This is a genomic window from Variovorax sp. OK212 (assembly GCF_900112425.1).
Lineage (GTDB): Bacteria > Pseudomonadota > Gammaproteobacteria > Burkholderiales > Burkholderiaceae_C > Variovorax.
Genome location: NZ_FOLP01000009.1, coordinates 71,932 through 90,805 on the forward strand (window position 1 = coordinate 71,932; position 18,874 = coordinate 90,805).

General features: G+C 69.1%; 18 protein-coding genes. 12 read left to right on the forward strand and 6 right to left on the reverse strand.

Annotation, left to right across the window (positions count from 1 at the left end; translation table 11 throughout):
- Positions 1 to 7: 7 nt before the first annotated feature.
- Positions 8 to 616 (reverse strand): TetR/AcrR family transcriptional regulator, encoded by a 609-nt coding sequence (locus BM004_RS24185; protein WP_093217558.1) that lies wholly within the window; start codon positions 614 to 616, stop codon positions 8 to 10.
- 83 nt (positions 617 to 699) lie between these two features.
- Between BM004_RS24185 and BM004_RS24190 the strand changes: the two genes are divergently transcribed.
- Complete coding sequence (locus BM004_RS24190; protein WP_093130874.1) at positions 700 to 1,128, forward strand: VOC family protein; 429 nt, start codon at positions 700 to 702, stop codon at positions 1,126 to 1,128.
- 6 nt (positions 1,129 to 1,134) lie between these two features.
- Here BM004_RS24190 and BM004_RS24195 read toward each other — a convergent pair whose 3' ends face one another.
- Positions 1,135 to 3,003, reverse strand: a complete 1,869-nt coding sequence (locus BM004_RS24195) for an ABC transporter ATP-binding protein (protein WP_093130872.1) — start codon at positions 3,001 to 3,003, stop codon at positions 1,135 to 1,137.
- Between the two features lie 21 nt (positions 3,004 to 3,024).
- Positions 3,025 to 3,981 carry a LysR family transcriptional regulator gene (locus tag BM004_RS24200; protein WP_093217560.1) on the reverse strand — a complete coding sequence of 319 codons (957 nt, stop codon included), beginning with the start codon at positions 3,979 to 3,981 and terminating at the stop codon, positions 3,025 to 3,027.
- A 244-nt stretch (positions 3,982 to 4,225) separates the two neighbouring features.
- Here BM004_RS24200 and BM004_RS24205 point away from each other — a divergent pair, with 244 nt between their 5' ends.
- The 7 genes from BM004_RS24205 to BM004_RS24235 all read left to right on the forward strand — a co-directional run bounded on the left by BM004_RS24205 (position 4,226) and on the right by BM004_RS24235 (position 11,123).
- Positions 4,226 to 4,663, forward strand: a complete 438-nt coding sequence (locus tag BM004_RS24205) for a DUF1810 domain-containing protein (protein WP_093217561.1) — start codon at positions 4,226 to 4,228, stop codon at positions 4,661 to 4,663.
- 122 nt (positions 4,664 to 4,785) lie between these two features.
- On the forward strand, positions 4,786 to 5,193 hold the full coding sequence (locus tag BM004_RS41525; protein WP_177206591.1) for a DUF2934 domain-containing protein: 408 nt from the start codon (positions 4,786 to 4,788) through the stop codon (positions 5,191 to 5,193).
- Between the two features lie 134 nt (positions 5,194 to 5,327).
- Positions 5,328 to 5,939: a Dps family protein gene (locus tag BM004_RS24215; protein WP_093130864.1), complete on the forward strand. Its 612-nt coding sequence runs from the start codon at positions 5,328 to 5,330 to the stop codon at positions 5,937 to 5,939.
- Positions 5,940 to 5,979: 40 nt separating this feature from the next.
- The gene (locus BM004_RS24220) at positions 5,980 to 8,562 is read left to right on the forward strand and encodes an excinuclease ABC subunit UvrA (RefSeq protein ID WP_093217563.1); all 2,583 of its coding nucleotides are present in this window, start codon (positions 5,980 to 5,982) and stop codon (positions 8,560 to 8,562) included.
- A 122-nt stretch (positions 8,563 to 8,684) separates the two neighbouring features.
- Positions 8,685 to 9,086: a hypothetical protein gene (locus BM004_RS24225; RefSeq protein WP_093130860.1), complete on the forward strand. Its 402-nt coding sequence runs from the start codon at positions 8,685 to 8,687 to the stop codon at positions 9,084 to 9,086.
- Between the two features lie 108 nt (positions 9,087 to 9,194).
- Positions 9,195 to 10,142 (forward strand): oxygenase MpaB family protein, encoded by a 948-nt coding sequence (locus BM004_RS24230; RefSeq protein WP_218152722.1) that lies wholly within the window; start codon positions 9,195 to 9,197, stop codon positions 10,140 to 10,142.
- A 138-nt stretch (positions 10,143 to 10,280) separates the two neighbouring features.
- Complete coding sequence (locus tag BM004_RS24235) at positions 10,281 to 11,123, forward strand: DODA-type extradiol aromatic ring-opening family dioxygenase (protein ID WP_093217565.1); 843 nt, start codon at positions 10,281 to 10,283, stop codon at positions 11,121 to 11,123.
- Between the two features lie 66 nt (positions 11,124 to 11,189).
- On the opposite strand, the gene BM004_RS24240 is transcribed toward BM004_RS24235, so the two are convergent.
- Entirely contained in the window at positions 11,190 to 12,674 is a 1,485-nt protein-coding gene (locus tag BM004_RS24240) for a glycosyltransferase family 2 protein (protein WP_093217566.1), read from the reverse strand.
- Between the two features lie 130 nt (positions 12,675 to 12,804).
- Between BM004_RS24240 and BM004_RS24245 the strand changes: the two genes are divergently transcribed.
- Positions 12,805 to 13,365 carry a cytochrome b gene (locus BM004_RS24245; protein ID WP_093217568.1) on the forward strand — a complete coding sequence of 187 codons (561 nt, stop codon included), beginning with the start codon at positions 12,805 to 12,807 and terminating at the stop codon, positions 13,363 to 13,365.
- Positions 13,362 to 14,222, forward strand: a complete 861-nt coding sequence (locus BM004_RS24250) for an alpha/beta fold hydrolase (protein WP_093217569.1) — start codon at positions 13,362 to 13,364, stop codon at positions 14,220 to 14,222. Before BM004_RS24245 ends, BM004_RS24250 begins: the two co-directional genes overlap by 4 nt.
- Before the next feature lie 38 nt (positions 14,223 to 14,260).
- On the opposite strand, the gene BM004_RS24255 is transcribed toward BM004_RS24250, so the two are convergent.
- Positions 14,261 to 15,268, reverse strand: a complete 1,008-nt coding sequence (locus tag BM004_RS24255) for a Bug family tripartite tricarboxylate transporter substrate binding protein (protein ID WP_256220027.1) — start codon at positions 15,266 to 15,268, stop codon at positions 14,261 to 14,263.
- A gap of 14 nt (positions 15,269 to 15,282) precedes the next feature.
- Entirely contained in the window at positions 15,283 to 16,278 is a 996-nt protein-coding gene (locus BM004_RS24260) for a Bug family tripartite tricarboxylate transporter substrate binding protein (RefSeq protein WP_093217572.1), read from the reverse strand.
- Positions 16,279 to 16,435: 157 nt separating this feature from the next.
- On the opposite strand from BM004_RS24260, the gene BM004_RS24265 reads away from it, so the two are divergent.
- The gene (locus BM004_RS24265; protein ID WP_093130846.1) at positions 16,436 to 17,887 is read left to right on the forward strand and encodes an FAD-dependent oxidoreductase; all 1,452 of its coding nucleotides are present in this window, start codon (positions 16,436 to 16,438) and stop codon (positions 17,885 to 17,887) included.
- Between the two features lie 84 nt (positions 17,888 to 17,971).
- Positions 17,972 to 18,853 (forward strand): IclR family transcriptional regulator, encoded by an 882-nt coding sequence (locus BM004_RS24270; RefSeq protein ID WP_093217574.1) that lies wholly within the window; start codon positions 17,972 to 17,974, stop codon positions 18,851 to 18,853.
- Positions 18,854 to 18,874: the final 21 nt, after the last annotated feature.

Genomic DNA, 18,874 nt, shown 5'->3' on the forward strand with positions numbered 1-18,874 from the left:
GGGGGCTTCAGCCCTTCTTTGCGGGCCTTGCGGAATTTGAGGGCCTTGTGGGCCCCAGCGCCTGCTCGACCAGCCAGCGCATGGCGGCGCGAACCTCCTTGGCGTCGGCGCCGGCGTCGATCTCCAGCGCCGCGCGGTCGAAGGCGGCCGACAGCAACTGCGACAGCGCATCCACCGAGACCTCGCCGCGCCCCATGCCGGCGCGCTTCAGGCCCTCGCGCAGCGAGTGCGCCGCATTGGCATCGTCGATCGCCATGGTCTCGGCCACGCCCAGCACGGCGGGGCCGTCGACCAGCAGCAGCCGCGTGCGGCCCGGCACGGTCATCGCGCCCAGGTAGGCCTCGCTGCCTTCGAGCAAGGCTTCGCGCGGGCCCAGTTGCTCAGGCGTGGCGGCCTCGATGTCGGCCGCCACGGCCATCGCCTCGCGCGCCAGCACCTGGCGGAACAGGTCGCGCTTGTCCGCGAAGTGGTGGTACAGCGCGCCGCGGGTGATGCCCGCGGCCAGCGCGATTTCAGGGGTGGAGGTGTCGCCGTAGCCCTTGCTGACGAAGAGGGCGCGCGCCGCTTCGAGCAGCGCGAGCTGGGTGTTTTCGGTGCGTTCGCGGTTGGTGGCCATGGCGGGTAATTTACATGCAGGCTGTCTGTAGGTTAGTATTTAACGTACGTACAGTCTGTATGTTTCATGGAAAGGACCCTCCGATGAAAGTCACGAGCTACTACCCCGTCGTCATGACCCGCGACGTGGCCGGCACCGCCGCCTTCTACCAGTCGCACTTCGGCTTCGTGCCGCTCTTCACCAGCGACTGGTACGTGCACCTGCAACTGGCGGACCAGCCTTCGGTGAACCTGGCCGTGCTCGACGGCCGCCACGAGACCATTCCCGAGGCGGCGCGCGGCCAGGTGGCGGGCGGGCTGCTGCTGAACTTCGAGGTGGACGACCCCGACGCGGTTCACGACCGGCTGCAAGCCGCCGGCCTGCCCATCCTGCTGCCGCTGCGCGACGAGGCCTTCGGCCAGCGCCACTTCATCACGCGCGACCCGAACGGCGTGCTGATCGACATCATCAAGCCGATTCCGCCGAGCGGCGAGTTCGCCGCGCAGTACGAGGCCGGCGCGCTGCCGACCTGAACGCGCTCAGGCCCGCAGCGCCTCTTCCTCGTCGAGGTTGTCGCCCAGGAAGCCGCCGCTCTGGTGCGCCCACAGCCGCGCATAGAGTCCGCCGCGCGCCATCAGCGTGCGGTGGTCGCCTTCCTCGACCACGCGGCCTTCGTCGAGCACGATCAGGCGGTCCATTGCCGCGATGGTCGACAGCCGGTGCGCAATGGCGATCACGGTCTTGCCTTCCATCAGCGTGTACAGGCTCTGCTGGATGGCGGCCTCCACCTCGGAGTCGAGCGCGCTGGTGGCTTCGTCGAGCAGCAGGATCGGCGCGTCCTTGAGCATCACGCGCGCAATGGCCACGCGCTGGCGCTGGCCGCCCGACAGCTTCACGCCGCGTTCGCCCACGTGCGCCTCGTAGCCGCGGCGCCCGGTGGCGTCGCCCAGCGTCTGGATGAAGTCGTGCGCCTCGGCACGCCTGGCCGCCGCCTCGATCTGCTCCTGCGGCGCGTCGGGCCGGCCATAGGCAATGTTGTCCGACACCGAGCGGTGCATCAGCGAGGTGTCCTGCGTGACCATGCCGATGTGGCTGCGCAGCGAGTCCTGCGTGGCGTGCGCGATGTCTTGCCCGTCGATCAGGATGCGCCCGCTCTCCAGGTCGTGAAAGCGCAACAGCAGGTTCACCAGCGTCGACTTGCCCGCGCCCGAGCGGCCGACCAGGCCGATCTTCTCGCCGGGCTTCACCGTCAGGTTCAGGTCGTCGATGACGCGGCGGCCACCATCTTGGTCGCTCAGGCCGTAGCGGAAGCTCGCATGCTCGAAGCGCACCTCGCCGCGCGGCACCTCGAGCACCTTGGCGTCCGTCGCGTCGAGCACGGTGCGCGGGCGCGACAGCGTCTTCATGCCGTCCTGCACCGTGCCGATGTTCTCGAACAGGCTCGTCATCTCCCACATGATCCAGTGCGACATGCCCTGCAGCCGCAGCGCCATCGCGGTGGCCGCGGCCACCGCGCCCACGCCCACCGTGCCGTGCGACCACAGCCACAGCGCCATGCCGGCCATGCCGGCGGTGAGGCCCATGCTCAGCGTGTGGTTGACGATTTCGAAGGCGCTCACCAGCCGCATCTGGCCGTAGCCGGTCTTCATGAAATCGCGCATGGCGTCGCGCGCAAAGCCCGCTTCGCGGTGCGTGTGCGAGAACAGCTTGACCGTGGCGATGTTGGTGTACGCGTCGGTCACGCGGCCGGTCATGAGCGCGCGGGCGTCGGCCTGCGCCTTGCCGACCTTGCCCAGGCGCGGCACGAAGTACGCGAGCGAGGCGATGTACAGCGCCAGCCAGATCACGAAGGGCCACACCAGTTGCGCGTCGAGCACGCCCACCAGAATGATCATGGTGGCCACGTACACGCCCATGGCGACCAGCACGTCGGCCAGCACGAACACGGTGTCGCGCACGGCCAGCGCGGTCTGCATCACCTTGGCCGTGATGCGGCCCGCGAACTCGTCCTGGTAGAAGGCCATGCTCTGGCCCAGCATCAGCCGGTGGAAGTTCCAGCGCAGGCGCATCGGCAGGTTCACCGCCAGCGTCTGGTGCTTCACGATGGTCTGCAGCGCCACCACGCCGATGCTGATCGCCAGGAACGCGGCCAGCCACAGCAGCGTGTCGCCGCGCTCGGCCCACAGGCGCGAAGGCACCTGCCCGCCGAGCCAGTCGACGATGCGCCCGAGGATGGCGAACAGCGCCGCCTCGAAGGTCGACATCAGCGCGGTGAGCACCGCCATGACGGCGATCTTGCCGCGCACGCCGTGCGTGCAGGCCCACAGGAAGGCGAAGAATCCCTGCGGCGGCAGCGTGGGTTCGGCGGCGGGGTACGGTTGGAGGAGTTTTTCGAAGAAGCGGAACAAGGACACGGTCTCCCAGAGAGCTCAGGACTTTAGCCGTGCCTGCATGACCTTGCCCCGAAAAGGTGCGTTCTGCGGCGCTTTCGCCGGCGCCTGCGCGCCGAGCCGCTCGCTCAGGAAGTCGATGAAAGTTCGCAGTTTGGGCGACATGTACTGCCGGCTCGTGTACACGGCGAACAGCGTGACCGGCATCGATTCGAACTCCGGCAGCAGCCGCACCAGCCGGCCCTGCGCGATGTCGTCGTCGATCAGCCACAGCGGCATGAAGGCGATGCCCATGTCCGCATGCACCGCGTGCAGCGTGAGCGTGGTGTCGTCCGAGCGCATGGCCGGCGCCAGCCGCAGCGGGAACATGCGCCCACCCGGGCCCTTGAGCGCGAGGTTCTCCAGGTTCACGTAGCTTGGCACGATGGCGCCCAGCTTCGCCAGGTCGGCGGGCAGCGCCGGAACGCCGCCCCTGCGCGCCAGGTAAGCCGGCGTGCCCGCCAGGTAGAAGGGCACGCGGCACAGCGGCCGGGCAATCAGCGCGGGCGAGGGCTCCTGCGTGGCGCGCAGCGCGAGGTCGTAGCCGTCGGCGGCAAGGTCGACCTTGCGGTTCTCCAGATGCATGTCGACCAGCACCTCGGGGTACTTCTCGCGGTAGTCGGCCAGCACGCGCGCGAAGCGCGGCGTGGCACACCACACGGGCGCGCTCACCTTGAGCTGGCCGCGCGGCGTGTCATGGGTCTGGCCGATGGCGGCCTCGGCCGCGTCGAGCAGGTCGAGCGCGCGCCGGCTCTGCTCGTACCAGGCGGTGCCGGCCTCGGTCAGGCTCAGGTGGCGGCTGGAGCGGTGCAAGAGGCGCGCGCCCAGCGATTTCTCGAGTTGCGCGACATGCTTGCTGGCCATGGGCGGCGACATGCCCAGGCGCCCGGCGGCTGCCACGAAGCTGCCGGCCTCCACGACTTCGCGGAACACCCGCAGGCTGGTCATTCGGTCCATGTTCGGTCCATCGGCACACCTTTCAATCTTTCCTGCCAGGAACTTGGCCGGCGCATCGTAGCCTGCCGGTTTCCTGAAAGGAAATGTCGCGGCGCCGCCCGGCCGCGCTTTTTCTGCTGCGATCGGCCGGTCCGCTTGCCCCACGGGGCGAAAGCCTACCGGCGCCCCCGGCGCATGCCCACGGCTTCCCGGCACCGGCGCCGTAGCCTCGTCCGACCGCAGCAACGAACCGGAGACCCGAGCGATGCCTTTCGATCTCGAACGCTTTCTGAGCGCGCAGGCGCCGGTGTACGAGGCCGTGCGCGCCGAACTCGCCGCCGGGCGCAAGGCGAGCCACTGGATGTGGTTCATGTTTCCGCAGCTGCGCGCGCTGGGCCGCAGCCCGACTGCGAAGTTCTTCGGCATCGAGGGGCTGGACGAGGCGAAGGCCTACTGGGCGCATCCGGTGCTGAGCGAGCGTCTGGCCCTGTGCACGCAGCTCGTGCTCGACGTCCGCGGCCGGAGCATCCACCAGATCTTCGGCTCGCCCGACGACATGAAGCTGCACTCGTGCATGACGCTGTTCGAAGCGGCGGCTCCGGAAGAGGCTCGCTTCGCCCGACTGATCGAGCAAGGTTTCGGCGGCGTGCGGGACGACAACACCCTTGCGCTGCTGCGCCCGCAGGGGCGGCAACCCGGCTGAGGTGGTGTCCGACCTGGAGAAGGGAAACAGGCTCGCGATGCGCAGGCGTTCGGGCGCCAAACCTTCCAACCATTCCATCCAATCCGGTCCATCCGAATCCAGTCCATCCAAAGGAGCACCCCATGAGCAGCACACCCCTCGGTTCCGGCGACGGAACCCGCCCCACCACCAGCGGTGGCGTCGACAACATCGGCGGCGGCGAGAAGTTTTCTTCCACGAAGAACAAGGCCGGCGAAGACGTTTCCGGCCCGGCACCGAAGGAGCGGATGCAGTCCAAGCGCAAGAGCGCGGAGGCCAGCCAACGCGACGACTCCGCGCCACTCGGCCTGGCTGAAGACCTCACGCCGGAGACCAACCGGGAGCCCGGGGGAGGCAGCGAGCCCGCCGGCGACTCGGCCTCCCGCGAAGAAGCGATCCGCCGTGCCGCCTACGACGCCTACCAGCGCAGGGGCGGCGAGGGCGGTCATGAAACGCAAGACTGGCTGGAGGCCGAAGCCGAGGTGGACCGCCAGCACGCCGCGAAACGGTGAGCGACCAACGAGGAGCGGGCAGCTTGCCGTCTCGCGGTCGAACGGCCTCGATGCAAGCGGCCTTCCGCCCTACAGGCAGCGCGCGAAGAACGGACTAGAACCCGAGCACTCAACACACAAACCTGGAGTTACCGATGGCAGCACCTTCCGCAAGCAACAAGTCCGCGCTGGCTGGCGCACCCGCCTCGTCGAGCGAAGTGGCGCCCGACCTCGACCAGCCGAGCCACGAGACGCAGAAGTTCGGCGAGATCGTCAAGATGCCCAACGGGCTTTCCGAAAAGGTCTGCAAGGGCAGCGTGGCGCTGCTGAACCAGTGCCTGGCCGACACCATCACGCTGCGCGACATGTACAAGAAGCACCACTGGCAAGTGGTCGGCCCCACGTTCAACCAGCTGCACCTGATGTACGACCAGCACTTCGAGGCGCAGGTGCTGCTGGTGGACATCCTCGCCGAGCGCATCCAGCTGCTGGGCGGCATCGCGCTGGCCATGGCGGCGGACATTGCCGAGACCACGAAGATCAAGCGCCCGCCGCGCGGCCGCGAGCCGGCCGCCGTGCAGATCCGCCGGCTGGCCGAGGCGCACGAACTCATCATCATCGAGGCCCGCAAGGCGGCTAAGGCGGTGGACGAGGCGGGCGACGACGGCAGCAACGACGTGTTCGTGAGCAACATCCTGCGCACCAACGAACTGCAGGTGTGGTTCCTGACCGAGCACCTGGTGGCGGCGTCGCCGGTCACGGCCTGAGCCGTTCCGGCTTTCGGGTGGGGGCCGTACGCTATCGCCCATGGACGATCAACGCAACGACCCCTCCTATTCCGCGCACCCTGTCGGCCGCTTCGTGCGCGTGCGCGGCGCGCGCGAGCACAACCTCAAGGACGTCGACGTCGACATCCCGCGGGATTCGCTCGTGGTGTTCAGCGGCATCTCCGGCTCCGGCAAGTCGTCGCTGGCGTTCGGCACCTTGTATGCCGAGGCCCAGCGGCGCTACCTCGAATCGGTGGCGCCGTATGCGCGCCGCTTGATCGACCAGGTCGGCGTGCCGGCCTTCGACAGCATCGAGGGCCTGCCGCCGGCCGTGGCGCTGCAGCAGCAGCGCGGCACGCCGAGTGCGCGTTCTTCGGTGGGCAGCGTCACGACCCTGTCGAGCCTGTTGCGCATGCTCTATTCGCGAGCCGGCGACTATCCCGCGCGGCAGCCGATGCTGTACGCGGAAGACTTCTCTCCCAACACGCCACAGGGGGCCTGCCCGGTGTGCCATGGCCTGGGGCGCGTTTTCGAGGTGACCGAGCAGTCGATGGTGCCCGACGATTCGCTCAGCATCCGCGAGCGCGCCGTGGCCGCGTGGCCGCCGGCCTGGCACGGGCAGAACCTGCGCGACATCCTGGTGACGCTGGGCCACGACGTCGACAAGCCCTGGCGCGACCTGCCGAAGAAGACGCGCGACTGGATCCTGTTCACCGACGAGCAACCGACGGTGCCCGTGTATGCCGGCTTCACGCCGGCCGAGACGCGCGCCGCGTTGCGCAGCAAGGCGGAGCCGAGCTACCAGGGCACCTTCATGGGCGCGCGCAAGTACGTGCTGCACACCTTCGCCACCACGCAAAGCGCGCTCATGAAGAACCGCGTGTCCCGCTTCATGGTGGGCGCGCTGTGCCCGTCGTGCAAGGGCAAGCGGCTCAAGAAGGAGGCCTTGTCGGTGCGCGTGGCGGGCCACGACATCGGCGAGATATCGCAGATGCCCCTGGGCGAGTTGTCGCGCGTGCTGGCGCCGGTGGCCGCGGGCAAGCTGCCCGGGCAGTCGGAAGAAAAGCGCATCGCGGCGCAGCGCCTCGCCCACGACCTGCTGGAGCGCGTGGGCACGCTGCTCGACCTGGGCCTGGGCTACCTGTCGCTCGACCGGCGCACACCGACCCTGTCGCCCGGCGAACTGCAGCGGCTGCGGCTGGCCACGCAGATCCGCTCGAACCTGTTCGGTGTGGTCTATGTGCTCGACGAGCCTTCGGCCGGCCTGCACCCGGCCGACGGCGAGGCGCTGGTGGTGGCGCTCGACATGCTCAAGCGCGCGGGCAACTCGCTCTTCGTGGTCGAGCACAATCTGTCGCTGATGCGGCGCGCGGACTGGCTGGTCGACGTCGGGCCGGAAGCCGGCGAGAAGGGCGGTGTCGTGCTGTACAGCGGGCCGCCGCAAGGCCTGCGCGGGGTGGCGGGCTCGCACACCGCGCGCTACCTCTTCGGGGAACGCACGGCGCACCCGAAAGCGCCGCGCCCGCCCGCCGGCTGGCTCAGGCTGGCCGGCATCTCGCGCAACAACCTGAGCAGGCTGAGCGCCGAATTTCCGCTGGGCGTGCTGACCGCGGTGACGGGTGTGTCGGGCTCGGGCAAGTCGAGCCTGGTGACGCAGGCGCTGGTCGAGCTGGTGTCGGCGCACCTGGGCCATGAGCCGCCCGAAGCCGAAGAGGAAGCATCGGGCGAACCGTCGGTCATGCAGCGCGCCACGGGCCGCATCGTGCAGGGCATGGAGAACATCCGCCGGCTGGTGCGCGTCGACCAGAAACCCATCGGCCGCACGCCGCGCTCCAACCTCGCGACCTACACCGGGCTGTTCGACCATGTGCGCAAGCTGTTCGCCGCCACACCGGCCGCGCGCAGGCAGCGCTACGACGCCGGGCGCTTCTCGTTCAACGTGGCCAAGGGCCGCTGCCCCGACTGCGAGGGCGAGGGCTTCGTCAGCGTCGAGCTGCTGTTCATGCCCAGCGTGTACGCGCCGTGCCCCACCTGCCATGGCTCGCGCTTCAACCCGCAGACGCTGAAGGTGACGCTGCGCGGCAAGACGATTGCGCAGGTGCTGGGCATGACGGTCGACGAAGCGCACGCGTTCTTCGAGGCCGACACCGCGGTGGAACGCCCGTTGCGCCTGCTGCGCGCCATCGGCCTGGGCTACCTGCGGCTGGGCCAGCCCGCCACCGAGCTGTCGGGCGGCGAGGCGCAGCGCATCAAGCTCGCGACCGAACTGCAGCGCGCGCAGCGCGGCGACACCCTGTACGTGCTCGACGAGCCCACCACCGGCCTGCATCCTGCCGACATGGACCGGCTCATGGTGCAGCTCAACGAGCTGGTGGACGCCGGCAACACCGTCATCGTGGTGGAGCACGAGATGCGCTGGGTCGCGGCCTGCGACTGGGTGATCGACATGGGGCCGGGCGCCGGCGGTGAAGGCGGGCGCGTCGTGGCCGTGGGGCCGCCGCGCGCGGTTGCGGCAGTGGAGGCGAGCCGCACCGCGCCCTACCTTCGCGCGTGGCTGGAAGAAGATGTGCCCGATGTGCCCGATGTGCCCGATGTGCCCGATGTGCCCGACGCGCTCGCATGACCGCAGCCTAAGCCGAAGCCGGGCTTCGTCCTACCCGGCGCGCCCCTCGCGCTGCCTACATTGCATTGCATGGAGACGCGAGGTGCGGCTCCTTCCAACATCCGCTTCAAGAGGGACTTCCAATGAAAAAACATCTTCTGGTTCTGGCGATCGCATCGAGCTGCTTTGCCATGGCTTCCGCCAATGCCATGACGAAGGACGAATACAACGTTGCCAAGGAAAAGATCTCGGCCGACTACAAGGTCGCCAAGGCCAAGTGCGACACCCTGAAGGACAACGCCAAGGATGTCTGCGAGAAGGAAGCCAAGGGCGTGGAAAACGTGGCCAAGGCCCAGCTGGAGCAGGACTACAAGCCGACGCCTGGCCACGCCAAGAAGGTGGCCGAAGAAACCGCCACGATGAACTACGACGTTGCCAAGGAAAAGTGCGACGACCAGTCCGGCGATGCCAAGAGCGCCTGCGTGAACCAGGCCAAGGCCGATCACGACAAGGCCAAGGCCGACATCAAGGCGATGAAGGGCTGACCCGCTGCCGCACGATGAAGAAGAGCGCCTCCGGGCGCTCTTTTTTTGCCGGTCGGCCGCGTCGCAAGTCCCACGAAAGGCCGCTACCAACAAAAGAAAAATCGCACGATGCCGCGTTCCCGATCGACCCGCAGCGCCACGACCTTGCAGCTCCCTTCGTGGATCCAGCAGGCCATCGACGGCCTGGCGTCGGACATGCTGAGCCCGCCGGGCGTGCCGGCGGTCGACTTCACGCAGCCGCGGGGAGAGCCCGCGCTGGCACCGCACGGCTCGATGTCCTGGAAGATCTTCAAGAACCCGGTGGCCATGTTCGTGGGCGGCGTGGCGGCCGTGATCCTCGAGCTTGCGCAGCCGCGCGTGCGCACGGGCGTGTGGGAGCACTCCACGTTTCGCACGCAACCGTTGGCAAGGCTGCAGCGCACCGGTCTCGCGGCCATGGTGACGGTGTATGGCGCCAGCAGCGTGGCGCAGAAGATGATCGCGGGCGTCGTTCAGCGCCATGGCCAGGTGCACGGGCAGACACCCGCGGGCGATGCGTACGCGGCCACCGATGTCGAGCTGCTGAGCTGGGTGCAGGCCACGGCGGGATTCGGTTTCGCGCATGCGTTCGATGCCTGCGTGCGGCCGTTGAGCCCCGACGAATTCGACCGCTTCTATTTCGAGGGCGCACCGGCCGCGCGTTTGTACGGCGCCCTGCAGGCCCCCACGTCGCGCAGCGAGATGCAGGCGCTGTTCGACAGCATGGCCGACCGCCTGGGGCCGTCGCCCGTCATCTTCGAATTCCTCGAGATCCTCCGGCGCACGCCCATCCTGCCCAGGGCGCTGCGGCCAGCACAGTGGCTGTTGATGCGGGCGGCCGTGGAGATCGTGCCGCCGCCGTTGCGTGAACACCTGGGGCTTGGCCGCGCCTATGGCCTGAACGGCTTTGAAAGGCGACTGGTGCGATGGAGCGGGAGCCTTGCCGACCGGGTGATGCTGGCCCAAAGCCCCGCCGTGCAGGCGTGCCGGCGGCTCGGATTGCCCGACAACTATCTCTATCGGCGGCTCAATGAGTGACGGCGGTTGCGCCGCTGAATGTCCCGGTTCTTCCGGTTCTCGATGTTTCCTGACAGGAACCGATTCGATGCATCGCAGCCTGTCGATTTCCTGCGGGGAAATGTCTACAGTCGATGCAACGCTTGAAGGAGCATCGACTTGACCCACGACCAAACGAACACATCGCAGCTTTCGAGATTGCCCACGTACTTCATCTCGCACGGCGGCGGTCCCTGGCCCTGGATGAAGAAGGAAATGGGCCCGACCTACGACCAGCTCGCGGCCTCGCTGGCCGACATGCCGCGCCAGATCGGCCGCACGCCCAGTGCCATCCTCATGGTGTCGGCGCACTGGGAGGCGCCCGTCTTCGCGGTGCAGGGCAACCCCAAGCCGCCCATGATCTACGACTACGGCGGCTTCCCGGCCCACACCTACGAGGTGCGCTACGACTCGCCGGGCTCGCCGCAACTCGCGCAGCGCGTGCAGTCGCTCATTGCCGAGGCCGGCCTGCCGGTGCAGATCGACCCCGAGCGCGGCTACGACCACGGCATGTTCTCGCCGATGGCCGCGATCTACCCGAAGGCCGACGTGCCGGTGGTGCAGCTGTCGCTGCGGCGCGGGCTCGACCCGGCCGAGCACCTCGCGCTGGGCCGCGCCATTGCGCCGCTGCGCGACGAGAACGTGCTCATCGTGGGCAGCGGGCTGAGCTATCACAACCTGCGCAACTTCGGCCCGCAGGCGCACGGCGTGTCGAAGGCTTTCGACGACTGGCTCGATGCGGCGGTGGCCAATGGCTCGCCCGCCGAGCGCAGCGCGCAACTGCTCGACTGGGCTTCAGCGCCCGCGGCGCGCATGGCGCATCCGCGTGAAGAGCACCTGATTCCGCTGATGGTGGCGGTCGGCGCGGCCGAGGCCGAGGCCGGCGAGCGCGTCTATCACGAGGAGACCTTCATGGGCGGGCTCGTGGTGTCGAGCTTCCGGTTCGGGGAAGCGGCCGCCTAAAAAGAAGACAACGAAGAAGCGCGGCCCGTTCCGTTCAGTCAGCGGCCGGGCCCTGCCGCCCGCGCCTCAGCTGTTGCGGCGCTGCACCCCATCGGCATCGACCAGCCCCACGCGCGTCTGCCGCCCCCACGTCCCGCGCCCCGTCAGGAACGTCCACCAGCCCCAGGCCGCACCCGTGTGGCGCAGGATCTGGAAGGTGAAGGGCTCGACCAGCGCGGCCGCGAAGGCCTGCATGAAGTTGGCTTCGCTGCTGTGGCCGATCCAGCGGCGGTACAGGTACACCGACCACAGGTGGAAGGCGAGGTCGAGCACGATCTTCGCGCCGATCACGCCGGCCACCGGCGCCAGCACGCCGAATTCGCCGCGCACCAGGTACACCAGCAGCAGCGCGAAGGCGGCCAGGCCGTACAGCGGCTGCAGCGTGTCGATGGCCTTCACGGGCAGCATCGCAATGCCGAGCCAGCCGTAGCGCCGGTCGCCGACCATGGCGCGGTACCAGTACTGCGTCTGCAGGAAGCCGCCGAACCAGCGCCGGCGCTGGCGCAGGAAGGCGCCGGTGCTGCTGGGCGCGTCGGTGTGCGCCTGCGCGTCGCCGAGCACGCGCACGGTCCACGGCAGGCCGTGGGCCTGGGCATGACGGTGCAGGCGGTGGATGAGTTCGTAGTCTTCCACCAGGCAGTCGGTGTCGAAGCCGCCCACGGCGCGCACCGCCTCGGTCCGGAAACCCGCGAAGGCGCCCGAGATCAGCAGCAGCCCATTGACTTGCATCCACGCATAGCGCGAGAGGAAGTTGCGGATGTACTCGTAGGTCTGGAACCACTGGAAGCAGCGCCCCGTCAGGGTGCGGCTGCACACGGGCGTGATGACGCCGGTGGCGGCCACCAGGTTGGGCTCTTCGGTGAAGGCGCGGCGCACGGCGCCGATGGCCTGGCTGTCGAGCAGGGTGTCGCCGTCGACGGTGAGCACGGTGTCGGTGTCGATGCACACGATGGCCGCGTTCAGCGCCACCGCCTTGCCGCCATGAGGCAGGCGCAGCCAGTAGAGCGAGGGGTGCGTGGCGCTGGCGGCGCTGAGTTCGCCCAGCGGCGGGGCGACCAGGCCGTAGCGCGCGGCCAGCAGTTCGGCCGTGCCGTCGCTGGAGCCGTCGTCGGCAATCACGATGCGGTCGGGCACGTCGCTCTGCCCGAGCAGGGCGGCCAGCGTGACGGGCAGCACGGCGGCCTCGTTGTGCGAGGCGACGATCACGCCCAGCGTGTTGCGGCGCATCGCGGCCGCGGCAGAAGCAGAAGCAGGGCCGGAAGAAGGCGAGGGCCGCTGCCGCAGGATCGGCAGCGTCATCCAGGCCACGAACAGCAGCAGCACGGTGTCGTACAGCACGTAGGCCACGCCGACCGACCAGGCCCGCACGTTGCCGACCTTGAAGGCCATGGCGAAGAGCAGTGCCCACAGCACGAGCACGCCGCCGTGGATCAGCCAGCTCCGCAGCGGGGTGCCGGGGGGGGACAGGCGCGGCGAGGCGGCCGCAAAGGCGCGTTGGAGAGGATCGTTCAAGAGAAGGTGCCCGGGCGAACTGGTCGTTGATACGCAAAAACTCGGCCTGCGGTTTCGAAAGTCCCATGGCAAACCCGGGACAATCGCTCGCGCCACAGACTGAGTCGCCTCACGCCCGAAAATTCCCCGCATGCTCGCACAAACCCGTTACACCCGAATCGCGATCGCGCTGCACTGGCTCATTGCCGTGCTCATGGCCGCCAACATCGCATTGATCCTGCTGGTCGACCACTACCCCGACGAGTGGGTGCGCCCGGCCGTCGACACCCACAAGTCGATCGGCATCACGGTGCTGGGGCTGGTGCTCCTGCGCATTCTGTGGCGCGCCACGCACAAGCCGCCGGCCATGGCGGGCTCGCTGGGCGCGCTGGAGCGCTTGGCGGCCCATGCGGCCCACGGGGCGCTTTACATCCTGATGATCCTGCTGCCGCTGTCGGGCTGGATGCACGACTCGGCCTGGAAGGACGCCGGCACCCACCCGATGTTCCTGTTCGGCCTGTTCGAGTGGCCGCGCATCGGCTGGATCATGGCCATCGAGCCCGCGCTCAAGGAAACCTGGCACACCGTGCTGGGCGGGGTGCACACCTGGGCGGGTTATGTGCTTTATGTGATCTTCGGGCTGCATGTGCTGGGCGCGCTGAAGCACCAGTTTCTCGACGGCGAGCGCGAGCTGCAAAGGATGTGGCCATGACGCCGAAAGACACTGAAGACGCACGCGCGGTCATCGCCCGCATCGACGCGCTCTCGACCCACCACGACCCCGTGCACGAAGGCGTGCGCGTGCGCTGGCGCCGTTTCGGCACCGACACCACCAAGCCGCCGCTGGTGCTGCTGCACGGCGGCCATGGCAGCTGGATGCACTGGCTGCGCAACGCGCAGGCGCTGTCGGCCGGCCGCACGCTGTGGCTGCCCGACATGCCCGGTTTCAACGAATCCGACGCGCCGCCGCGCGTGGCGCCCGGCGAAGACTCGCTGCCGCCGCTGCTCGACGCACTGGGCGGCACGCTCGACCAGCTCGTCGGCGCGGGCACCCCCATCGACCTGGGCGGCTTTTCCTTCGGCGGGCTGACCGCCGCGCGCTTCGCGGTGAAGCGCGGTGCCATCCGCCGTTTTGCGGTGGTGGGCAGCGGCGGCCACGGCACGCTGCGGCGCATGACGGCGCAGATGATCAACTGGCGCGCCGCCCCCGACCGCGAGGCCGAGCGCGCCGCGCTGCTGAACAACCTGGCCGCGCTGATGCTGCACGACCCGGCGGCCATCGACGCGCTGGCCTTCGAGATCCACGACATCTCGTGCCACGGCACGCGCTTTCGCAGCAAGGAGGTGTCGCAGTCGGGCGGGCTGCAGCAGGCGCTCGACACGCTGGGCGTGCCCACGCTGCTGCTGTGGGGCGAGTTCGACGTCACCGCCGACCCGCGCCCGCTGGTGGCCCGGCTGGTCGCCGAAGGGCCGGCGCGCGAAGGCGTGGTGATCGACGGCGCCGGGCATTGGGCGCAGTACGAGCGCGCCGACGAGGTCAACGCGCACCTGCTGAAGTTCTTCGGCTGAGGCGCCAGAATCCCGGCGTTGCCGCTGCCTGCTGATGTCTACTGGGGCTGCCTCACCAGCCCCAGCTTGCGGATGATGTCGCCCCACTGGTCGTAGGTCGCGCGCGTCAGCGCGGCCAGTGCCGCGGGGCTGGACGACTCGGCCTCGTACGCGCCCTGGCGGAAGAAGTCGCGCGTGGCCGGCATGGCCAGCACCTGCGCCAGCGCGGCGTTGAGCTTCTCGACCACCGGTGCCGGCATGCGCGCCGGCCCGTAGAAGCCCAGCCAGCTCGGCATGTCCACGCCGCTCACGCCCTGTTCGCCCATGGTCGGCACGTCGGGCAGCATCGGGCTGCGCCGGGGCGCGGCCACCGCCAGCATGCGGACCTTGCCGGTGGCCGTGTTCTGGATGGCGTTGGGCGCCGCGTCGAAGTAGTACTGCACGCGGCCCGCGAGAAAGTCTTTCGCGGCGTCGGCACCGCCCTTGTAGGGCACGTGCACCACGTCGAGCCCGGCCTGCCGGGCGAAGGCCTCGCCGTAGATGTGCGACGAGGTGCCGGTGCCGAAGGAGGCATAGCTCATCTTTCCCGGGTTGGCCTTGATGTACGCCACCAGCTCCTGCACCGTGCGCGCCGGCACGCTCGTGTGCACGGTCAGCACCAGCGGTCCGCGCGCGCCGAGCGAGATGGGCGTCAGGTCCTTGAACGGGTCGTAGCGCACCTGCGCCAGCGTCTGCGGGTTCTGCGCCACCACGGAAGAGGGCGCGTACATGAGGGTGTAGCCGTCGGGCGCGGCGCGGATCACTTCCTCGGTCGCGAGGATGAAGCTCGCGCCCGGCCGGTTCTCCACGATCACCGGGATCTGCAGCACCTCGCCGAGCTTGTGGGCGACAAAGCGCGCCTGCGAATCCGACGCGCCGCCCGCCGCCAGGCCGAGCACGATGCGCAGCGTGCGGTTCCTGTCGGGGAAGGGCGCGGCGGCGCGGGCGGCCAGCGGCCACATCGGCGCCAGGACCGCAGCGAGCGCACCCAGCGAGACCCCGGCGGTGATCCGGCGGCGACGGAGCATGGTCTGCAGGCCGCTCATTGCTTGGCCAGCCCGACCTGCTGCACCATCGCGCCCCATTGCTCGTAGGTGGCGCGCGTGATGCTCGCGAACTCCTCGGGCGTGGTGGCGCCGGCTTCGTAGCCGCCGCTGCGGTAGAACTCGCGCACCTGCGGCATCGCCAGCACCTTGGTGAGCGCGGTGTTGAGCTTTTCGAGCACGGGCGCAGGCATGCGCGCCGGCCCGTAGAAGCCCAGCCAGCTCGGCAGGTCGAGCCCGGCGTAGCCCTGCTCGGCGAAGGTGGGCACGTCGGGCAGTGCGGCCACGCGCGCGTTGGCCGCCACCGCCAGGATCTTCACCTTGCCCGTGGCCGAGGTGATGACGGCCGACGAGGCCGAGTCGAACATGTACTGCACGCGCCCGCCGATCAGGTCCTTGGCCGCGTCGGAGCCGCCCTTGTACGGGATGTGCACCGCGTCGATGCCGGTCTTCTTCACGAAGGCCTCGCCATAGATGTGCGACGAGGTGCCCGCGCCGAAAGAGGCGTAGCTCACCTTGCCCGGGTTGGCCTTCACGTAGGCCACCAGTTCCTTCACGTTGTTCACCGGCACGGTGGTGCTCAGCGACAGCACCAGCGGCCCGCGCCCGCCCATCGAGATGGCGGTGAAGTCCTTGAACGGGTCGTACGGCACCTGGCTGAAGGTGTGCGGGTTCTGCGCCATGGTCGACGACGGCGCGTACAGCAGCGTGTAGCCGTCGGCCAGGGCGCGCGAGACCTCGTTGGCCGCCAGCATGGTGCTGGCGCCGGGCTTGTTGTCGACGATCACGCTGGTGTGCAGCACCTCGCCGAGCTTCTGCGCCACGATGCGCGCCTGCGCGTCGGTGCCACCGCCGGCGGTGAAGCCCACGACGATGCGGATCGGCTTGCCGCGCGCCGGAAAGTCCTGCGCCAAGGCCAGCGGCGCCAGGCCCAGGAAGGCCGCGGCGCCCAGGGCCGAGCCAAAGGCACGGCGGGTGCCGTGAAGTTTCTTCATCGATGTCTCCGTTTGGAATTTCTTTTCTTATATTGATCTTGAAAACCATAAAAAGCCATATTCACTAGGGAATACCCCAGAGATATAGCTTTTGAGTTTGACAAAATGGAAAGTGAAATCAAAATACGACGAAACAAGCCAAGCCGAGAACGCATTCATGAAAACTGTCGTCCGCACCGACGAGCGCATCCTGTCTTCCGACATCTTCGACCGCGACAGCCGCGTCAAGCGCCCTGACCACGGCAGCTGGGCCGAGCCCGGCAAGGACATTCCCGTGTACCACCGCTGCGGCGTGCTGGTGGTCGGCGGCGGCCCGTCGGGCACCGCCGCCGCGGCGGCCGCGGCCCGCGCGGGTGCCGACGTGGCGCTGCTGGAACGCTACAACCACCTGGGCGGCCTGTCGACCGGCGGCCTGGTCATCTGGATCGACCGCATGACCGACTGGCAGGGCGAGCTGGTCATTCGCGGTTTCGCCGAAGAGCTGTTCGACCGCCTGCCGGCCGACGCCATTGCCGGCCCGGTGCGCGAAGACTGGGGCTCGCAGGACGCGGCCAAGGCCGCGCACTGGTCGCAGCGCACGGCGGCGTACCACGGCGTGGTCACGTGGTCGCCCACCATCGACCCCGAGCGCCTGAAGCTGCTGTCGCAGGAGATCGTGCTGGAGCGCAAGGTCAAGCTCATCTACCACTCGTGGGCCGCCATTCCCATCGTGCAGGACGGCGCCGTGAAGGGCGTGGTGTTCGAGAGCAAGGAAGGCCGCATGGCCATCATGGCCGACGTGGTGGTCGACGCCACCGGCGACGGCGACCTGTTCGCCCGCGCCGGCGCCGCCTACGTGAACGACATCGAGGAGGCCGACGTGCACCACTGCATGAACACCTCGTGGCTGTTCGGCGGCGTCGACATGAACCGCTGGATCGAATTCAAGGCCGGCCAGCCCGAGGCCTTCACGAACTTCATGGCGCGCGGGCGCGAGGCCTGCGGCCTGTTCGAGCGGCCCTTCGTTTCGTGGCGCAACGACGTGGCGCTGTTCATGGGGCCGCGCCAGTCGGGCTACTCCGCGCTCGACGTGGACGACCTCACCGCGGTGGAGGTGCGCTCGCACCGCGCCATGGCCGCGCACCTGGACTACTTTCGCGCGCATGCGCCCGGCTTCGAAGATGCCTACCTGATGCTCAGCGCGCCGCAGATCGGCGTGCGCCACGCAAGGCGCCTGACCGGCGTGGGCGCCGTGCTGCGCAGCCAGTGGCCCGACGGTGTGCCGCTGGCGGACGAGATCGGCGTGTCGCCGGCGGTGTCGCCCAAGTTCCCGAACATCTCCATTCCCTACGGCGCGCTGGTGCCGCAGCAGCTCGACGGCCTGCTGGCCTGCGGGCGCCACATCTCGTGCGACCGCAACTCGCACGGTTTCATGCGCGAAATTCCGCAGTGCTGGATCACCGGCCAGGCCGCGGGCGTGGCGGCGGCGCTGGCCTCGCGCGGCGGCATTGCGCCGCGCTTCATCGACGTGGGCGCGCTGCAGTCCGAGCTGCTGGCGCAGGGCGTGTACCTGCGCACCGGCGCGGCGCAGGGCGCCGCCGCGCTGGCCACCGCCGAAGCCGGCGCCTGAACGCCGGCCCGAGCCTTTGCCATGACCCCGGCAGACCACCCTGCGCAAGCCTCTACATTGGAGAGTCTTGTGAAGGGTCCTCCCATGTCCACTGAAAAAAACGACACCTCCCATTCCGCCGCCGAACCGGTCGAGCCGGTTGAAACGCGCGGCGAACGCTCCGACACCGTGAGCGCGCTGGAGCGCGGCATCTCGGTGCTGCGCTGCTTCAGCGAAGAGCGCCCAGTGCTGGGCCACGCCGACGTGGCGCGCATCACCGGCATTCCGCGCCCCACCGTCAACCGGCTGGTCGCCACGCTGCTCTCGCAGGGCATGCTCAAGCCCGCGCAGGCGGCCGACCGCTTCATGCTCGGGCCGGGCGTGGTGTCGCTTTCGCGCGTGTTCCTCGGCAGCCTCGACGTGCGCGCCGCCGCGCGGCCCAGCATGCAGGCGATGGCCGAAGAGGTGGGCGCCTCGGTCTACCTGGCGGTGCGCGACGGCATGGAAATGGTGCTGATCGAGGCCTGCCGGCCGCGCTCGTCGATGCTCTCGGCCCGGCTCGACGTGGGCTCGCGCGCGCCGCTGGCCAACTCGGCGCTCGGCCGCTCGTACCTCTCGGCGCTGCCCGAGGCGCAGCGCAACCAGCTGATCGATTCCATGCGCCTGCTGCGCGGGCCCGAGTGGGACAGCATTGCGCCGGCCATGAACCGCGCCATCGGCGAGTCGCGCCGGCTGGGCTACTGCCTGTCGCTGGGCGAGTTCCACCGCGAGATCAATTCCGTGTCGGTGCCGCTGATCGGGCCCGACGGCGAGGTGATGGCGCTCAACGGCGGCGGCGCCGCGTTCGTCTTCACCGAGGAGCGGCTGCGCAACGAACTCGCGCCGCGCCTGCACGACATCGCGCTGAGCATCGCGCGCGACATCGGCGGGCACGTTCCTACACCGACACCGACACCGACACCGACACCGACACCCCCGCCGGGTTAGCAGGCCCGGCCGGGGGACTTC